The sequence below is a fragment of the Candidatus Sodalis pierantonius str. SOPE genome (assembly GCF_000517405.1).
Taxonomy (GTDB): domain Bacteria; phylum Pseudomonadota; class Gammaproteobacteria; order Enterobacterales; family Enterobacteriaceae; genus Sodalis_C; species Sodalis_C pierantonii.
On sequence record NZ_CP006568.1, the window covers coordinates 2591944 to 2604075 of the forward strand.

At 50.4% G+C, this 12132-nt stretch carries 12 protein-coding genes and 4 pseudogenes; 8 read left to right on the plus strand and 8 right to left on the minus strand.

Annotation, left to right across the window (positions count from 1 at the left end; genetic code table 11):
* The first annotated feature begins 231 nt into the window (after window positions 1-231).
* Complete coding sequence (locus SOPEG_RS13155; RefSeq protein WP_025245696.1) at window positions 232-516, plus strand: helix-turn-helix domain-containing protein; 285 nt, start codon at window positions 232-234, stop codon at window positions 514-516.
* 41 nt (window positions 517-557) lie between these two features.
* Here the strand turns inward: SOPEG_RS13155 and SOPEG_RS13160 are convergent, their stop codons facing one another.
* From SOPEG_RS13160 to SOPEG_RS13180, 5 genes are all read right to left on the minus strand, one after another.
* Window positions 558-1481: an IS5-like element ISSoEn1 family transposase gene (locus tag SOPEG_RS13160; protein ID WP_025243834.1), complete on the minus strand. Its 924-nt coding sequence runs from the start codon at window positions 1479-1481 to the stop codon at window positions 558-560.
* A gap of 163 nt (window positions 1482-1644) precedes the next feature.
* Window positions 1645-1896 (minus strand): hypothetical protein, encoded by a 252-nt coding sequence (locus SOPEG_RS13165; RefSeq protein ID WP_025245697.1) that lies wholly within the window; start codon window positions 1894-1896, stop codon window positions 1645-1647.
* A 36-nt stretch (window positions 1897-1932) separates the two neighbouring features.
* Window positions 1933-2535: a DUF7666 domain-containing protein gene (locus tag SOPEG_RS13170; RefSeq protein WP_025245698.1), complete on the minus strand. Its 603-nt coding sequence runs from the start codon at window positions 2533-2535 to the stop codon at window positions 1933-1935.
* Window positions 2536-2563: 28 nt separating this feature from the next.
* On the minus strand, window positions 2564-3268 hold the full coding sequence (locus SOPEG_RS13175; RefSeq protein ID WP_025245699.1) for a phage antirepressor KilAC domain-containing protein: 705 nt from the start codon (window positions 3266-3268) through the stop codon (window positions 2564-2566).
* Window positions 3269-3349: 81 nt separating this feature from the next.
* A complete protein-coding gene (locus tag SOPEG_RS13180; protein WP_025245700.1) occupies window positions 3350-3544 on the minus strand; it encodes a hypothetical protein in 195 nt (64 codons plus the stop codon).
* 65 nt (window positions 3545-3609) lie between these two features.
* Between SOPEG_RS13180 and SOPEG_RS13185 the strand changes: the two genes are divergently transcribed.
* Complete coding sequence (locus SOPEG_RS13185; RefSeq protein ID WP_025245701.1) at window positions 3610-4080, plus strand: CCDC90 family protein; 471 nt, start codon at window positions 3610-3612, stop codon at window positions 4078-4080.
* A gap of 90 nt (window positions 4081-4170) precedes the next feature.
* Window positions 4171-5365: pseudogene (locus tag SOPEG_RS13195) on the plus strand (IS256 family transposase).
* A 149-nt stretch (window positions 5366-5514) separates the two neighbouring features.
* Here SOPEG_RS13195 and SOPEG_RS13200 read toward each other — a convergent pair.
* On the minus strand, window positions 5515-6207 hold the full coding sequence (locus SOPEG_RS13200; protein ID WP_025245702.1) for an Ail/Lom family outer membrane beta-barrel protein: 693 nt from the start codon (window positions 6205-6207) through the stop codon (window positions 5515-5517).
* Between the two features lie 148 nt (window positions 6208-6355).
* On the opposite strand from SOPEG_RS13200, the gene SOPEG_RS28315 reads away from it, so the two are divergent.
* From SOPEG_RS28315 to SOPEG_RS13210, 3 genes and pseudogenes are all read left to right on the plus strand, one after another.
* Entirely contained in the window at window positions 6356-6880 is a 525-nt protein-coding gene (locus tag SOPEG_RS28315) for a hypothetical protein (protein ID WP_025245703.1), read from the plus strand.
* A complete protein-coding gene (locus SOPEG_RS27615) occupies window positions 6816-7343 on the plus strand; it encodes a hypothetical protein (protein WP_148297081.1) in 528 nt (175 codons plus the stop codon). Before SOPEG_RS28315 ends, SOPEG_RS27615 begins: the two co-directional genes overlap by 65 nt.
* Window positions 7253-8461, plus strand: a pseudogene (locus tag SOPEG_RS13210) (IS256-like element ISSoEn2 family transposase). The gene SOPEG_RS27615 and the pseudogene SOPEG_RS13210 overlap by 91 nt, the downstream one beginning before the upstream one ends.
* A gap of 207 nt (window positions 8462-8668) precedes the next feature.
* Here the strand turns inward: SOPEG_RS13210 and SOPEG_RS13220 are convergent.
* Window positions 8669-9593: pseudogene (locus SOPEG_RS13220) on the minus strand (IS5 family transposase).
* Between the two features lie 214 nt (window positions 9594-9807).
* Here SOPEG_RS13220 and SOPEG_RS13225 point away from each other — a divergent pair.
* Together SOPEG_RS13225 and SOPEG_RS13230 are read left to right on the plus strand one after the other, a co-directional pair.
* Window positions 9808-10089, plus strand: a complete 282-nt coding sequence (locus SOPEG_RS13225; RefSeq protein WP_025245705.1) for a hypothetical protein — start codon at window positions 9808-9810, stop codon at window positions 10087-10089.
* A gap of 77 nt (window positions 10090-10166) precedes the next feature.
* A complete protein-coding gene (locus SOPEG_RS13230) occupies window positions 10167-11375 on the plus strand; it encodes an IS256-like element ISSoEn2 family transposase (protein WP_025245706.1) in 1209 nt (402 codons plus the stop codon).
* 438 nt (window positions 11376-11813) lie between these two features.
* Here the strand turns inward: SOPEG_RS13230 and SOPEG_RS13235 are convergent.
* A pseudogene (locus SOPEG_RS13235) lies at window positions 11814-12116 on the minus strand (transposase); the annotation flags it as partial.
* Window positions 12117-12132 lie beyond the last annotated feature (16 nt).

The following is a 12132-nucleotide window of genomic DNA, read 5'->3' on the forward strand; positions in this document are numbered from 1 at the left end:
TCAAGATCAATTAACCCTTATTATTAAATATGCAAATTAGTATTTATGTAATTTTATTTATTTAATTACTCGCACCTGAATGTTATCGTTTACGACAGCAATATGGCCATTGAAGCGATAAAGCCCGATGAAATTAATGAAACTTTTTGAAACTGTCAAGGGTATGGCAGGGGATAATATCTTCGCCTAATAACATTATTACTAGAAACTGTTTAATCGGTAGTCCTATTTATGACGGAACAATTTAATGAACGCTTAAAAGAAGCCCTTTTTGCCCGCGGATTTAACGCCGCCGAACTGGCACGAATAATCGGCGTATCTAATGGTTATATGTCTAATTTATTATCCGGCTATATTGCTCGCCCACACAAGCATCTTATTAGCATTGCGGAAGCGCTTCGGGTGCGGCCGGAGTGGCTGCTTAACGGCTACGGCGACCCCAATCTGGATGATAATAAGCATTTGGTTGAAGTGCCGTTGTATAAATTTGTACACAATGATCGCTTTGTTGAATAAATCCGAAATTTTTGACGACTTCCTCCCTATCAGGGCGATTGTTACATGATGCGGACGCTGTTTGGCATTCCTAACAACGTGATCCGGTTAAGCGCTTTGACCATTGCCATAGCCTCACCTACCTGCGCGTCATAGTCATGCAGACTCAGATGACCACCCAGAAGTATTTTAAACCGGAACATGGCCGTTTCAGCCAGTGAACGCCGGTGATAACCTACTTTCTTTTTCCAGGTATCGTTATTGCCGCTCAGATGCTGATTTGCCACCGCATGGTTACGCTCATGGTATCGAGCTGGCCAATATTGCGCACCACTTCGCGGTGGGATAAGCGGCTTTATTTTTTTCCTCAGCAGAGCATCATGACAGTAACGCGTATCGTAAGCACTGTCAGCCGACGCTTCCCTGATTTTCCGGTGGGTTTGGTTAATCAGCCCGGGCAGCGCCTGCGCATCTGTCGTACCGCTTAGCGATAAATCGGCACAGATAATTTCATGTGTCGCGCTATCTACTGCCAGATGAAGCTTGCGCCATACTCTGCGCCTCTCAGCCCCATGCTGCCTGACTTTCCATTCGCCTTCGCCGAAGATTTTCAGGCCGGTGCCATCGATGACCAGGTGTGAGATTTCGCCGCGGGTTGGCGTTTTTATGCTGATGTCGACGGTTTTTGCTCGCCGGCTGACCAGAGAGTAATCTGGGCAGCGCAGCGACAGCCCCATCAGTTTAAAAATCGAGTCAACGAAACCCTGTAACGCCCGGAGCGAAAGGTTAAACACGCGCTTTATCATCAGAACCGTGGTAATGGCCATATCGGTGTAGTGAAGCGGCCGGCCACGATGTTCAGGTGGTGTACTCTCAGTCCATGCAGCAATGGCTGACTCATCAAGCCATACTGTCAGGTCCCCCCGCTGCCTGAGCGCATTGTTATATGCGGGCCAGTTGGTGATTTTAAACTTTTGCTTTGCCATGGGGACCTGATGTTGAAACGAATGTAGTGATCAGAGCCGCCAGTCACCTAAAAGTTCGATTTATTCAACAAAGCCTGTTCGTCGGATACGTCTCGCGTGGATAAACCCTTCACGGTACAGGCGTTCAAATCGCTTCGCCCGCTCTCTTACCCCGATGGGTATTTTAGGTTTCATGCTCCTTATCCAGTTTACTGAGAATCTTCTTCAATGTTTCAGCCTGTACACATTGCACAGCAATACATTCAAACGTCAGCCTGACGCCGAGCAGTGTCAGTAATGCCAATATACCGTCGGTGACTTGCATATAGGGCGCTGCTGTACCGCTGAACGATGCAAGGGCCAGCGCCAGACAGGCGACGCATGAAATAATGAACAGCGCGTTGATAATCTTCAGTGTCCAGAATGTTTTAAACATGGGTAAATTCCTTTTATATTTCGCATGTTGGGGCGATCAATCATCGGCCTCTTCAAACGCGCCGTTTGCATTAAGCACATACCAGGTATCCGATTTCACGCCGTTATCACCCACCTTGCTTGCGCGGATTTGGATAATGTCGCCCTCACTATTGCGGCAGCACAGTACGATTGCGCTGCCCTCAGAGGCTTTGGCCTTACCCTGCGCGCCGAGAGACGCGGCAACCGATCCGAAGCCGCTAACGTCTGCGGCTGACCGGTCGCCGGTGTTGGTGGCGGCTGACTGGTAGCCTTCAATGATCGTCTGTTCTGTGGACTTATTAATTTTACTCGCTATGCACTCGACGGCGCGGCCAACCATTTTGTGGAGGGACAGCTCCTCTTTGATGGTGATTATGCTACTGGCCAGTTTGTTGCCCTCTTCTTCATGGACGATATCGCCGGATACCTCAACCTCGGCAAAACGGTGATTGGCTGGCTCGTAGTAGCTGAAGACATCGAGCGGATATTCGCAGGCGTGAAAACCGGAGTCGCAAACTTTTACCGCGCCGTCGTGATGGTAGGTTTTCCCGATCTCGAACTGATAATCACGGCAAGTCAGGTCGGCGTTAAAGCCTTTGTAGGCGGTGATTTTGGTCATGGTGTTTATCCTTCTTGAGGTTGATGGGTTATGCCGGTTCGAGGCAGAAGGTTTGAGAGAGTTTCGCCAGACCCTTTGGCGTCACCAGCACCTGTTCGCGGATTTTGTCGGTGCCATCGTCGCAGGGAACAATCGAGATTTTATGCTCAAGGTGGCCGGACTGGATTTTGCTCTGGTAGGCCATCCAGTTCTTGGCACCCACACGGCGATAAATCCAGCCACGCTCACGGAGGAAGGCGAACAGGTCTTTGGGGCGTACCTGCAACTCCTTGGCGGCGTTGGTGATGCACATGCCACCGTCAGATTTGGCGATGCGGTGCAGGGCTTTCACGTCCGGTGCTATCTCCTCAACTTTGTTTTCGAGGGCGATAACCTTTTCGGTGTAGGTAAGCAGGATGCCGCGCATGGCTGCCGGGTCGTTGAGCATCTGAATTGGGTCGGCGGGGATGGCTAACTGTTTTTCCAGTTCACGCCAGCGCTTGGCAACTTTATGGCGAATCTCAATGCTGTACCCCATGACGAGTGTCATCGTTAGGTCCTGGTCAAGTAAAGCCTCTTGGTAAATGCGTCCTGATGAGTCTTGGTAATCTCCCCAGATTTGGGGAGATTGAATATTGAGCGCTTCAAGCATCTTTCGACAGTCCCTTAAAACATGGTCGTGACGCTTACCGGTCAGCTCCGCAATCTCACGGCTGGACATGGGTAATGTTTGTGCAATGGTTAAATTTTGCATGCAGATATACCTCGTTGGTTAAAACGATAATGAAGAGCCCCGGCGCGATCCCGAGGCAGAATGACTGGGTTCGGCGTGGGATTACGCCTGCATCAAAGTATTCACAAGGTGATTGCGCAACTTCGGTGTGAGGACATAGCGAACGATGGCAACACCCATTTCGGCGAACTCCAGCACGATATGGCCTTTGCCATCCCGTGAGATATTTAATTCGTAGATATGTGGCTGCCATTGTTCGAGGCCCGTTGGCGTAGGGATGGTTTGGTTGTGGTCCATGTGTGTAACTCCTTCCGTTGATGTTGTGGATACGCTACACTTGGCCTAAACAGGAGGATTTCCCAATGGGCCAAGTTGCATTTGATACATTGCAGGCGTCAGAAGAGCTTGAAACCGCTGGCATCTCTAGAGAGCAGGCACGGGCGATTTCGCTCGTTGTACGCAAGTCTCATGAGGTGGCGGATGTGGCTACAAAAGCTGATATCGCTGAGGTAAAGCGTGATATAGCCGATGTTCGTAAGGACCTATCCGCAGAGATAGCCGATGTCCGTAAGGACCTATCCGCAGAGATAGCCGATGTCCGTAAGGACCTATCCGCAGAGATACAGATACGCTTTGATAAATCCGATGCACAAATCAACTTGCTTCGTAAAGACACAATTGCTCTCTTTGAAAAAGTCGATGCGAAGAGCGACGCTCAGATATCGTTGCTTCGTAAGGATGTTGAAAATATCGCTACTGGATTGCTGCTAAAACTCGGCGGGGTCATTGTGGTGACTATCAGTGCTGCAACAGCGGTGATGAAATTTCTTTAGCAATATATCCTCGTTAGCGAGCCTGTTTAGAAATTTGTGTATTTGCTTGATTTTGATATGTTCAATCCAACATCAAAAACAGGTTAATTTATGGACGAAAAACAGTTGCAGGCTCTGGCTAACGAACTGGCCAAAAATCTCAAAACCCCTGAAGATCTCAGTCACTTCGATCGGCTGCTGAAAAAAATCAGCGTCGAAGCAGCTCTCAATGCCGAAATGACCCATCACCTCGGCTACGATAAAAATCAGCCTAAACCGGGGACCAACGCCCGCAACGGCTATTCCACAAAAACCGTTACCGCTGGCGCTGCGTACTCCGCGCGATCGTGACGGTTCCTTTGAACCGCAACTGGTGAAGAAGAACCAGACCCGGATTACCGGGATGGATAACCAGATTTTATCGTTGTACGCCAAAGGGATGACCACCCGCGAGATCGCTGCCGCGTTCAAAGAGCTGTATGACGCCGATGTCTCGCCGGCGCTGGTCTCAAAGGTCACCGATGCGGTCATGGAGCAGGTTGTCGAATGGCAAAACCGGCCTCTGGATGCAGTCTATCCCATTGTTTATCTTGACTGTATCGTTCTAAAATCCCGGCAAGACAGCCGCATCATTAACAAATCTGTGTTCCTGGCGCTGGGCATCAACATCGAAGGCCAGAAAGAGTTGCTAGGTATGTGGCTGGCCGAAAATGAAGGCGCAAAGTTCTGGCTGAATGTGCTGACAGAGCTGAAAAACCGCGGTCTGAACGATATCCTTATCGCCTGCGTAGACGGGCTGAAAGGTTTCCCTGACGCTATTAACGCGGTGTATCCGGAGGCGCGGCTCCAGCTGTGTATCGTACATATGGTGCGCAACAGCCTGCGGTTCGTCTCCTGGAAGGACTACAAGGCCGTCATCCGCGACCTGAAAGCTATCTATCAGGCCCCTACGGAAGAAGCCGGCTTGCAGGCGCTGGAAACGTTCTCCAGTGCCTGGGACATCCGCTACCCGCAAATAAGTCGAAGCTGGCAGGCAAACTGGGCCAATCTGGCCACGTTCTTTGCCTACCCAACGGACATCCGCAAGGTGATCTACACGACCAACGCCACCGAGTCGTTAAACAGCGTGATCCGGCATGCCATCAAAAAGCGCAAGGTGTTCCCGACCGACGACGCAGTGAAAAAGCTGGTGTGGCTGGCGATACAGGCGGCCTCACAGAAATGGACAATGCCTTTGAGGGACTGGCGCTTGGCAATGAGCCGCTTTATTATCGAGTTCGGTGACCGCCTGGACGATCACTTCTGAGAAAAGGCATTTACACAGAATCGTGTACAGGGTCGGTATCCAGGCGGGCTCGGTCCTTTTTTGCACGACGTTGGTAAATTCACACCAGACGGCACGACGATTATTTATGCCAATAAACCCTTGCCGGTCTTATGGGCATCGGACTATTTTTAGAATTTATAGCCGACACCGAGATTAAAGCCGCTGGATTTCCAGTCGCCGCTACCCGAGCCTGCCCAGGCTGCATCAATAACCAGCCCCTCGTAGACATTAAACTGTAATCCCAATGCGTAAGCCAGCGAGGTGTTGCTGGTTTTTTTGTTTCGGGAAACCTGCTTTGGCGGAACGCTTGATTTATCGGTTTCGTACATGGAGTTTTCAACGGAGTGCAGGGCGACACCCAGCAAACCAAAAGCACTGACCCATTCGTTGGCCCTAACAGTAGGACCGGCCAGCAGAGAGACATAATCCGTTTTGACCCTGTTGCTAAATCGTCTTTCTATTTTATTCGCGTCCTTTTTATTTTTAGCTTTTTCACCCGATAAAAAATGATTGTCCATATCACCGACGGCATAGGTTATAGCTCCCATCACCCCCCAGGTATCGTTCAGCTCGTAACGATAACGAATAAACATGCCCTGAGGCTGCTTGTCGCTGTCGGCATGTTGGGAGAAGACATTGTTGGTTGCTTTTAAACGCGACTCGTATTCAGCCTTATTGGCGGAGTAGGCCGCTTTGGTCGGGTCAGAGTTCATCTGGGCGTAGCCGATGGAAAGGGTCTGGTCACCCTTGGCGGCATACGCAACGGGAGAAGAAACAACTGATAAGATTAATAATGATTTTAAAACGCGCATTTTATCCATGATGATATATCCCTTTTTTAATGAGATGAGTCGCAACAAAACTATCACACCGACGACGCCACAACAAAATACAGCGGTAACAACGATCGAATGACGCCTATCGATCGTTAAAAACAATCTTCAATAATGCATTTACGGAGCCCCCAACATGGCATGGTACAAGACCGGTACGCTGTCGATAGCGGCCAACAGTAAAAAAGCCACGGGTCACGGCACCCGCTGGGCGGACAACAAACAGGGCATTGGGGCTGGGCAGATGTTGCTGCTGCCCGGCACAGGCACGGTGGCGTTGTATGAAATTGCCAGCGTGGTGAACGACACGGAGCTGCTTCTGGTATCCGGACCACCCAAAGCCGCCAAGGAAGCGTCCTACGCCATCGTGACCTACAACGGCGGCTCGTACGTGGACTTCGGGCGTGTGCTCTCGGCCCAGCTTCGCTATTATCAGCGCCAGATGGACGGCTGGCAACACATCATGACCGGCGAGGGTGAGGTGACGCCGGAAGCGCCGGACGGTACGCAGGTCACGCTGAGCTCGTTCAAAAAGCTGACGGCGGATGTTGCGAGCAAGGTGGATAAATCAAAGCTAGAGAAAAAAGCCGATAAAGTTGCGCTGGACGGTAAGGCTGACAAGGCCGCACTGGACGGCAAAGCCGATAAATCTGAACTTTGATAAAAAAGCTGACCAGACAGCGCTGAACACTAAAGCCGATAAGTCCGCCTTGGGAAATTATATTGCCAAAACGGGTGGTAGTCTCACGGGTACGCTGCATTTTGATGGAAAAGGGAAAAGTGGCGGAGAGCAGCGTTCAGCGGGTTCGTGGTATAATCCCTATGCCGGTGGGGATATGAGAACTGAATTTTACGGTGTTGATATAGTGGGACAGCGCTTCGAGCATCGCCTGATACTCGGCAAAGGCAATGATCTAAAATGGTTCGTATTCCAGCATGATGACGGTAATGCCCCCTGCCCGAGCCTGTTTAGAAATTTGTGTATTTGCCTGATTTTGATATGTTCAATCCAACATCAAAAACAGGTTAATTTATGGACGAAAAACAGTTGCAGGCTCTGGCTAACGAACTGGCCAAAAATCTCAAAACCCCTGAAGATCTCAGTCACTTCGATCGGCTGCTGAAAAAAATTAGCGTCGAAGCAGCTCTCAATGCCGAAATGACCCATCACCTCGGCTACGATAAAAATCAGCCTAAACCGGGGACCAACGCCCGCAACGGCTATTCCACAAAAACCGTTACCACTGGCGATGGCCCGCTGGCGCTGCGTACTCCACGCGATCGTGACGGTTCCTTTGAACCGCAACTGGTGAAGAAGAACCAGACCCGGATTACCGGGATGGATAACCAGATTTTATCGTTGTACGCCAAAGGGATGACCACCCGCGAGATCGCCGCCGCGTTCAAAGAGCTGTATGACGCCGATGTCTCGCCGGCGCTGGTCTCAAAGGTCACCGATGCGGTCATGGAGCAGGTTGTCGAATGGAAAAACCGGCCTCTGGATGCAGTCTATCCCATTGTTTATCTTGACTGTATCGTTCTAAAAGTCCGGCAGGACAGCCGCATCATCAACAAATCTGTGTTCCTGGCGCTGGGCATCAACATCGAAGGCCAGAAAGAGTTGCTAGGTATGTGGCTGGCCGAAAATGAAGGCGCAAAGTTCTGGCTGAACGTGCTGACAGAGCTGAAAAACCGCGGCCTGAACGATATCCTTATCGCCTGCGTAGACGGGCTGAAAGGCTTCCCTGACGCTATTAACGCGGTGTATCCGGAAGCGCGGCTCCAGCTGTGTATCGTGCATATGGTGCGCAACAGCCTGCGGTTCGTCTCCTGGAAGGACTACAAGGCCGTCACCCGCGACCTGAAAGCTATCTATCAGGCCCCTACGGAAGAAGCCGGCTTGCAGGCGCTGGAAGCGTTCTCCAGTGCCTGGGACATCCGCTACCCACAAATAAGTCAAAGCTGACAGGCAAACTGGGCCAATCTGGCCACGTTCTTTGCCTACCCAACGGACATCCGCAAGGTGATCTACACGACCAACGCCATCGAGTCGTTAAACAGCGTGATCCGGCATGCCATCAAAAAGCGCAAGGTGTTCCCGACCGACGACGCAGTGAAAAAGGTGGTTTGGCTGGCGATACAGGCGGCCTCACAGAAATGGACAATGCCTTTGAGGGACTGGCGCATGGCAATGAGCCGCTTTATTATCGAGTTCGGCGACCGCCTGGACGGTCACTTCTGAGAAAAGGCATTTACACAGAATCGTGTACAGGGTCCTACCAGGGCCGAATTGAAAACAGGTTTCATTTGCTTTCATGAGATCTCGACACAAAGCGTATCCCATCGAAGATCTCCTGTAAAGCATCTGCGCCTTTAATTTTTAAGGTACACAGCGCTTTGTTGAATAAATTCGAAATTTGTGACGACTTCCTCCCTATCAGGGCGATTGTTACATGATGCGGACGTTGTTTGGCATTCCTACACAGCGTGATCCGGTTAAGCGCTTTGACCATTGCCATAGCCTCACCTACCTGCGCGTCATAGTCATGCAGACTCAGATGACCACCCAGAAGTGTTTTAAACCGGAACATGGCCGTTTCAGCCAGTGAACGCCGGTGATAACCTACTTTCTTTTTCCAGGTATCGTTATTGCCGCTCAGATGCTGATTTGCCACCGCATGGTTACGCTCATGGTATCGAGCTGGCCAATATTGCGCACCACTTCGCGGTGGGATAAGCGGCTTTATTTTTTTCCTCAGCAGAGCATCATGACAGTAACGCGTATCGTAAGCACTGTCAGCCGACGCTTCCCTGATTTTCCGGTGGGTTTGGTTAATCAGCCCGGGCAGCGCCTGCGCATCTGTCGTACCGCTTAGCGATAAATCGGCACAGATAATTTCATGTGTCACGCTATCTACTGCCAGATGAAGCTTGCGCCATACTCTGCGCCTCTCAGCCCCATGCTGCCTGACTTTCCATTCGCCTTCGCCGAAGACTTTCAGGCCGGTGCCATCGATGACCAGGTGTGAGATTTCGCCGCGGGTTGGCGTTTTTATGCTGATGTCGACGGTTTTTGCTCGCCGGCTGACCAGAGAGTAATCTGGGCAGCGCAGCGACAGCCCCATCAGTTTAAAAATCGAGTCAACGAAACCCTGTAACGCCCGGAGCGAAAGGTTAAACACGCGCTTTATCATCAGAACCGTGGTAATGGCCATATCGGTGTAGTGAAGCAGCCGGCCACGATGTTCAGGTGGTGTACTCTCAGTCCATGCAGCAATGGCTGACTCATCAAGCCATACTGTCAGGTCCCCCCGCTGCCTGAGCGCATTGTTATATGCGGGCCAGTTGGTGATTTTAAACTTTTGCTTTGCCATGGGTACCTGATGTTGAAACGAATGTAGTGATCAGAGCCGCCAGTCACCTAAAAGTTCGATTTATTCAACAAAGCCCTGCATAGCAGTTCCCGGACGGAGCAATCATTTTTAATGCTTATGAGGCTCAGCGTAAAGCCGATAAATTAGGCATGACTTTAGAGCAACGCAATCTACGCCGCTTTTCCAACTCACATTAACGCTATCGAGGTAAAACATGAATGGTTTACTCACCGAACTACTCGCCCGCCGGGAAACGGGCCTTATCGAAGAAATTGAAAAACTGGAAAAACGCATTGTCCGCATGGAAAATCAGGCCAATACAGAGTGCTGGCTTCTTAAAGATGATATTCGCCAAGCGCAATTTGAAGCGGACTGCAAGCTTATTGAGGAATATGAGGAAGGCATACGTTCTGGCTTGCCAAAAGAGGAAATACTGGCCTCACTGGTAAATGGTGCGCTGCATCGGATAAGCAGAGAGGGCATTCAACATGGGTAATGACGGAGCCTGTTTAGAAATTTGTGTATTTGCCTGATTTTGATATGTTCAATCCAACATCAAAAACAGGTTAATTTATGGACGAAAAACAGTTGCAGGCTCTGGCTAACGAACTGGCCAAAAATCTCAAAACCCCTGAAGATCTCAGTCACTTCGATCGGCTGCTGAAAAAAATCAGCGTCGAAGCAGCTCTCAATGCCGAAATGACCCATCACCTCGGCTACGATAAAAATCAGCCTAAACCGGGGATCAACGCCCGCAACGGCTATTCCACAAAAACCGTTACCACTGGCGATGGCCCGCTGGCGCTGCGTACTCCGCGCGATCGTGACGGTTCCTTTGAACCGCAACTGGTGAAGAAGAACCAGACCCGGATTACCGGGATGGATAACCAGATTTTATCGTTGTACGCCAAAGGGATGACCACCCGCGAGATCGCCGCCGCGTTCAAAGAGCTGTATGACGCCGATGTCTCGCCGGCGCTGGTCTCAAAGGTTACCGATGCGGTCATGGAGCAGGTTGTCGAATGGCAAAACCGGCCTCTGGATGCAGTCTATCCCATTGTTTATCTTGACTGTATCGTTCTAAAAGTCCGGCAGGACAGCCGCATCATCAACAAATCTGTGTTCCTGGCGCTGGGCATCAACATCGAAGGCCAGAAAGAGTTGCTAGGTATGTGGCTGGCCGAAAATGAAGGCGCAAAGTTCTGGCTGAACGTGCTGACAGAGCTGAAAAACCGCGGCCTGAACGATATCCTTATCGCCTGCGTAGACGGGCTGAAAGGTTTCCCTGACGCTATTAACGCGGTGTATCCGGAGGCGCGGCTCCAGCTGTGTATCGTACATATGGTGCGCAACAGCCTGCGGTTCGTCTCCTGGAAGGACTACAAGGCCGTCACCCGCGACCTGAAAGCTATCTATCAGGCCCCTACGGAAGAAGCCGGCTTGCAGGCGCTGGAAGCGTTCTCCAGTGCCTGGGACATCCGCTACCCGCAAATAAGTCGAAGCTGGCAGGCAAACTGGGCCAATCTGGCCACGTTCTTTGCCTACCCAACGGACATCCGCAAGGTGATCTACACGACCAACGCCATCGAGTCGTTAAACAGCGTGATCCGGCATGCCATCAAAAAGCGCAAGGTGCTCCCGACCGACGACGCAGTGAAAAAGGTGGTGTGGCTGGCGATACAGGCGGCCTCACAGAAATGGACAATGCCTTTGAGGGACTGGCGCATGGCAATGAGCCGCTTTATTATCGAGTTCGGTGACCGCCTGGACGGTCACTTCTGAGAAAAGGCATTTACACAGAATCGTGTACAGGGTCTTACCCGGAGTAGGTAAACGTTGGGTTTATAGAATTACAAGCGATATTCTCGATTTGGTTAAATAACAATCAAAAAAGCGAGATTGTTATCGATAAAATGCTTATTTTTCAATCGTGTACCAGGCTGTACCAAGTGTATCAAGCCAAAAAATAGAAGTCTTTGGGATATTCGGAGGGAGAAAGTGATTCATGAAAAAAAATGAGATCAATATATTTATTTTTAATGCTTATTATTTTTTCATAAATAGATTAGTGCGATTATATTTAGCGTTGGATTTATCGAAAACCGGAAGCCTATGTTTTTCACTTGGTACACTTGGTATACGGTTGAAATATAATAACTTTCTTGTACAAAGTAATATATTTTATTGACCCTGTACACGATTCTGTGTAAATGCCTTTTCTCAGAAGTGACCGTCCAGGCGGTCACCGAACTCGATAATAAAGCGGCTCATTGCCATGCGCCAGTCCCTCAAAGGCATTGTCCATTTCTGTGAGGCCGCCTGTATCGCCAGCCACACCACCTTTTTCACTGCGTCGTCGGTCGGGAGCACCTTGCGCTTTTTGATGGCATGCCGGATCACGCTGTTTAACGACTCGATGGCGTTGGTCGTGTAGATCACCTTGCGGATGTCCGTTGGGTAGGCAAAGAACGTGGCCAGATTGGCCCAGTTTGCCTGCCAGCTTCGACTTATTTGCGGGTAGCGGAGGCTTTGTTGAATA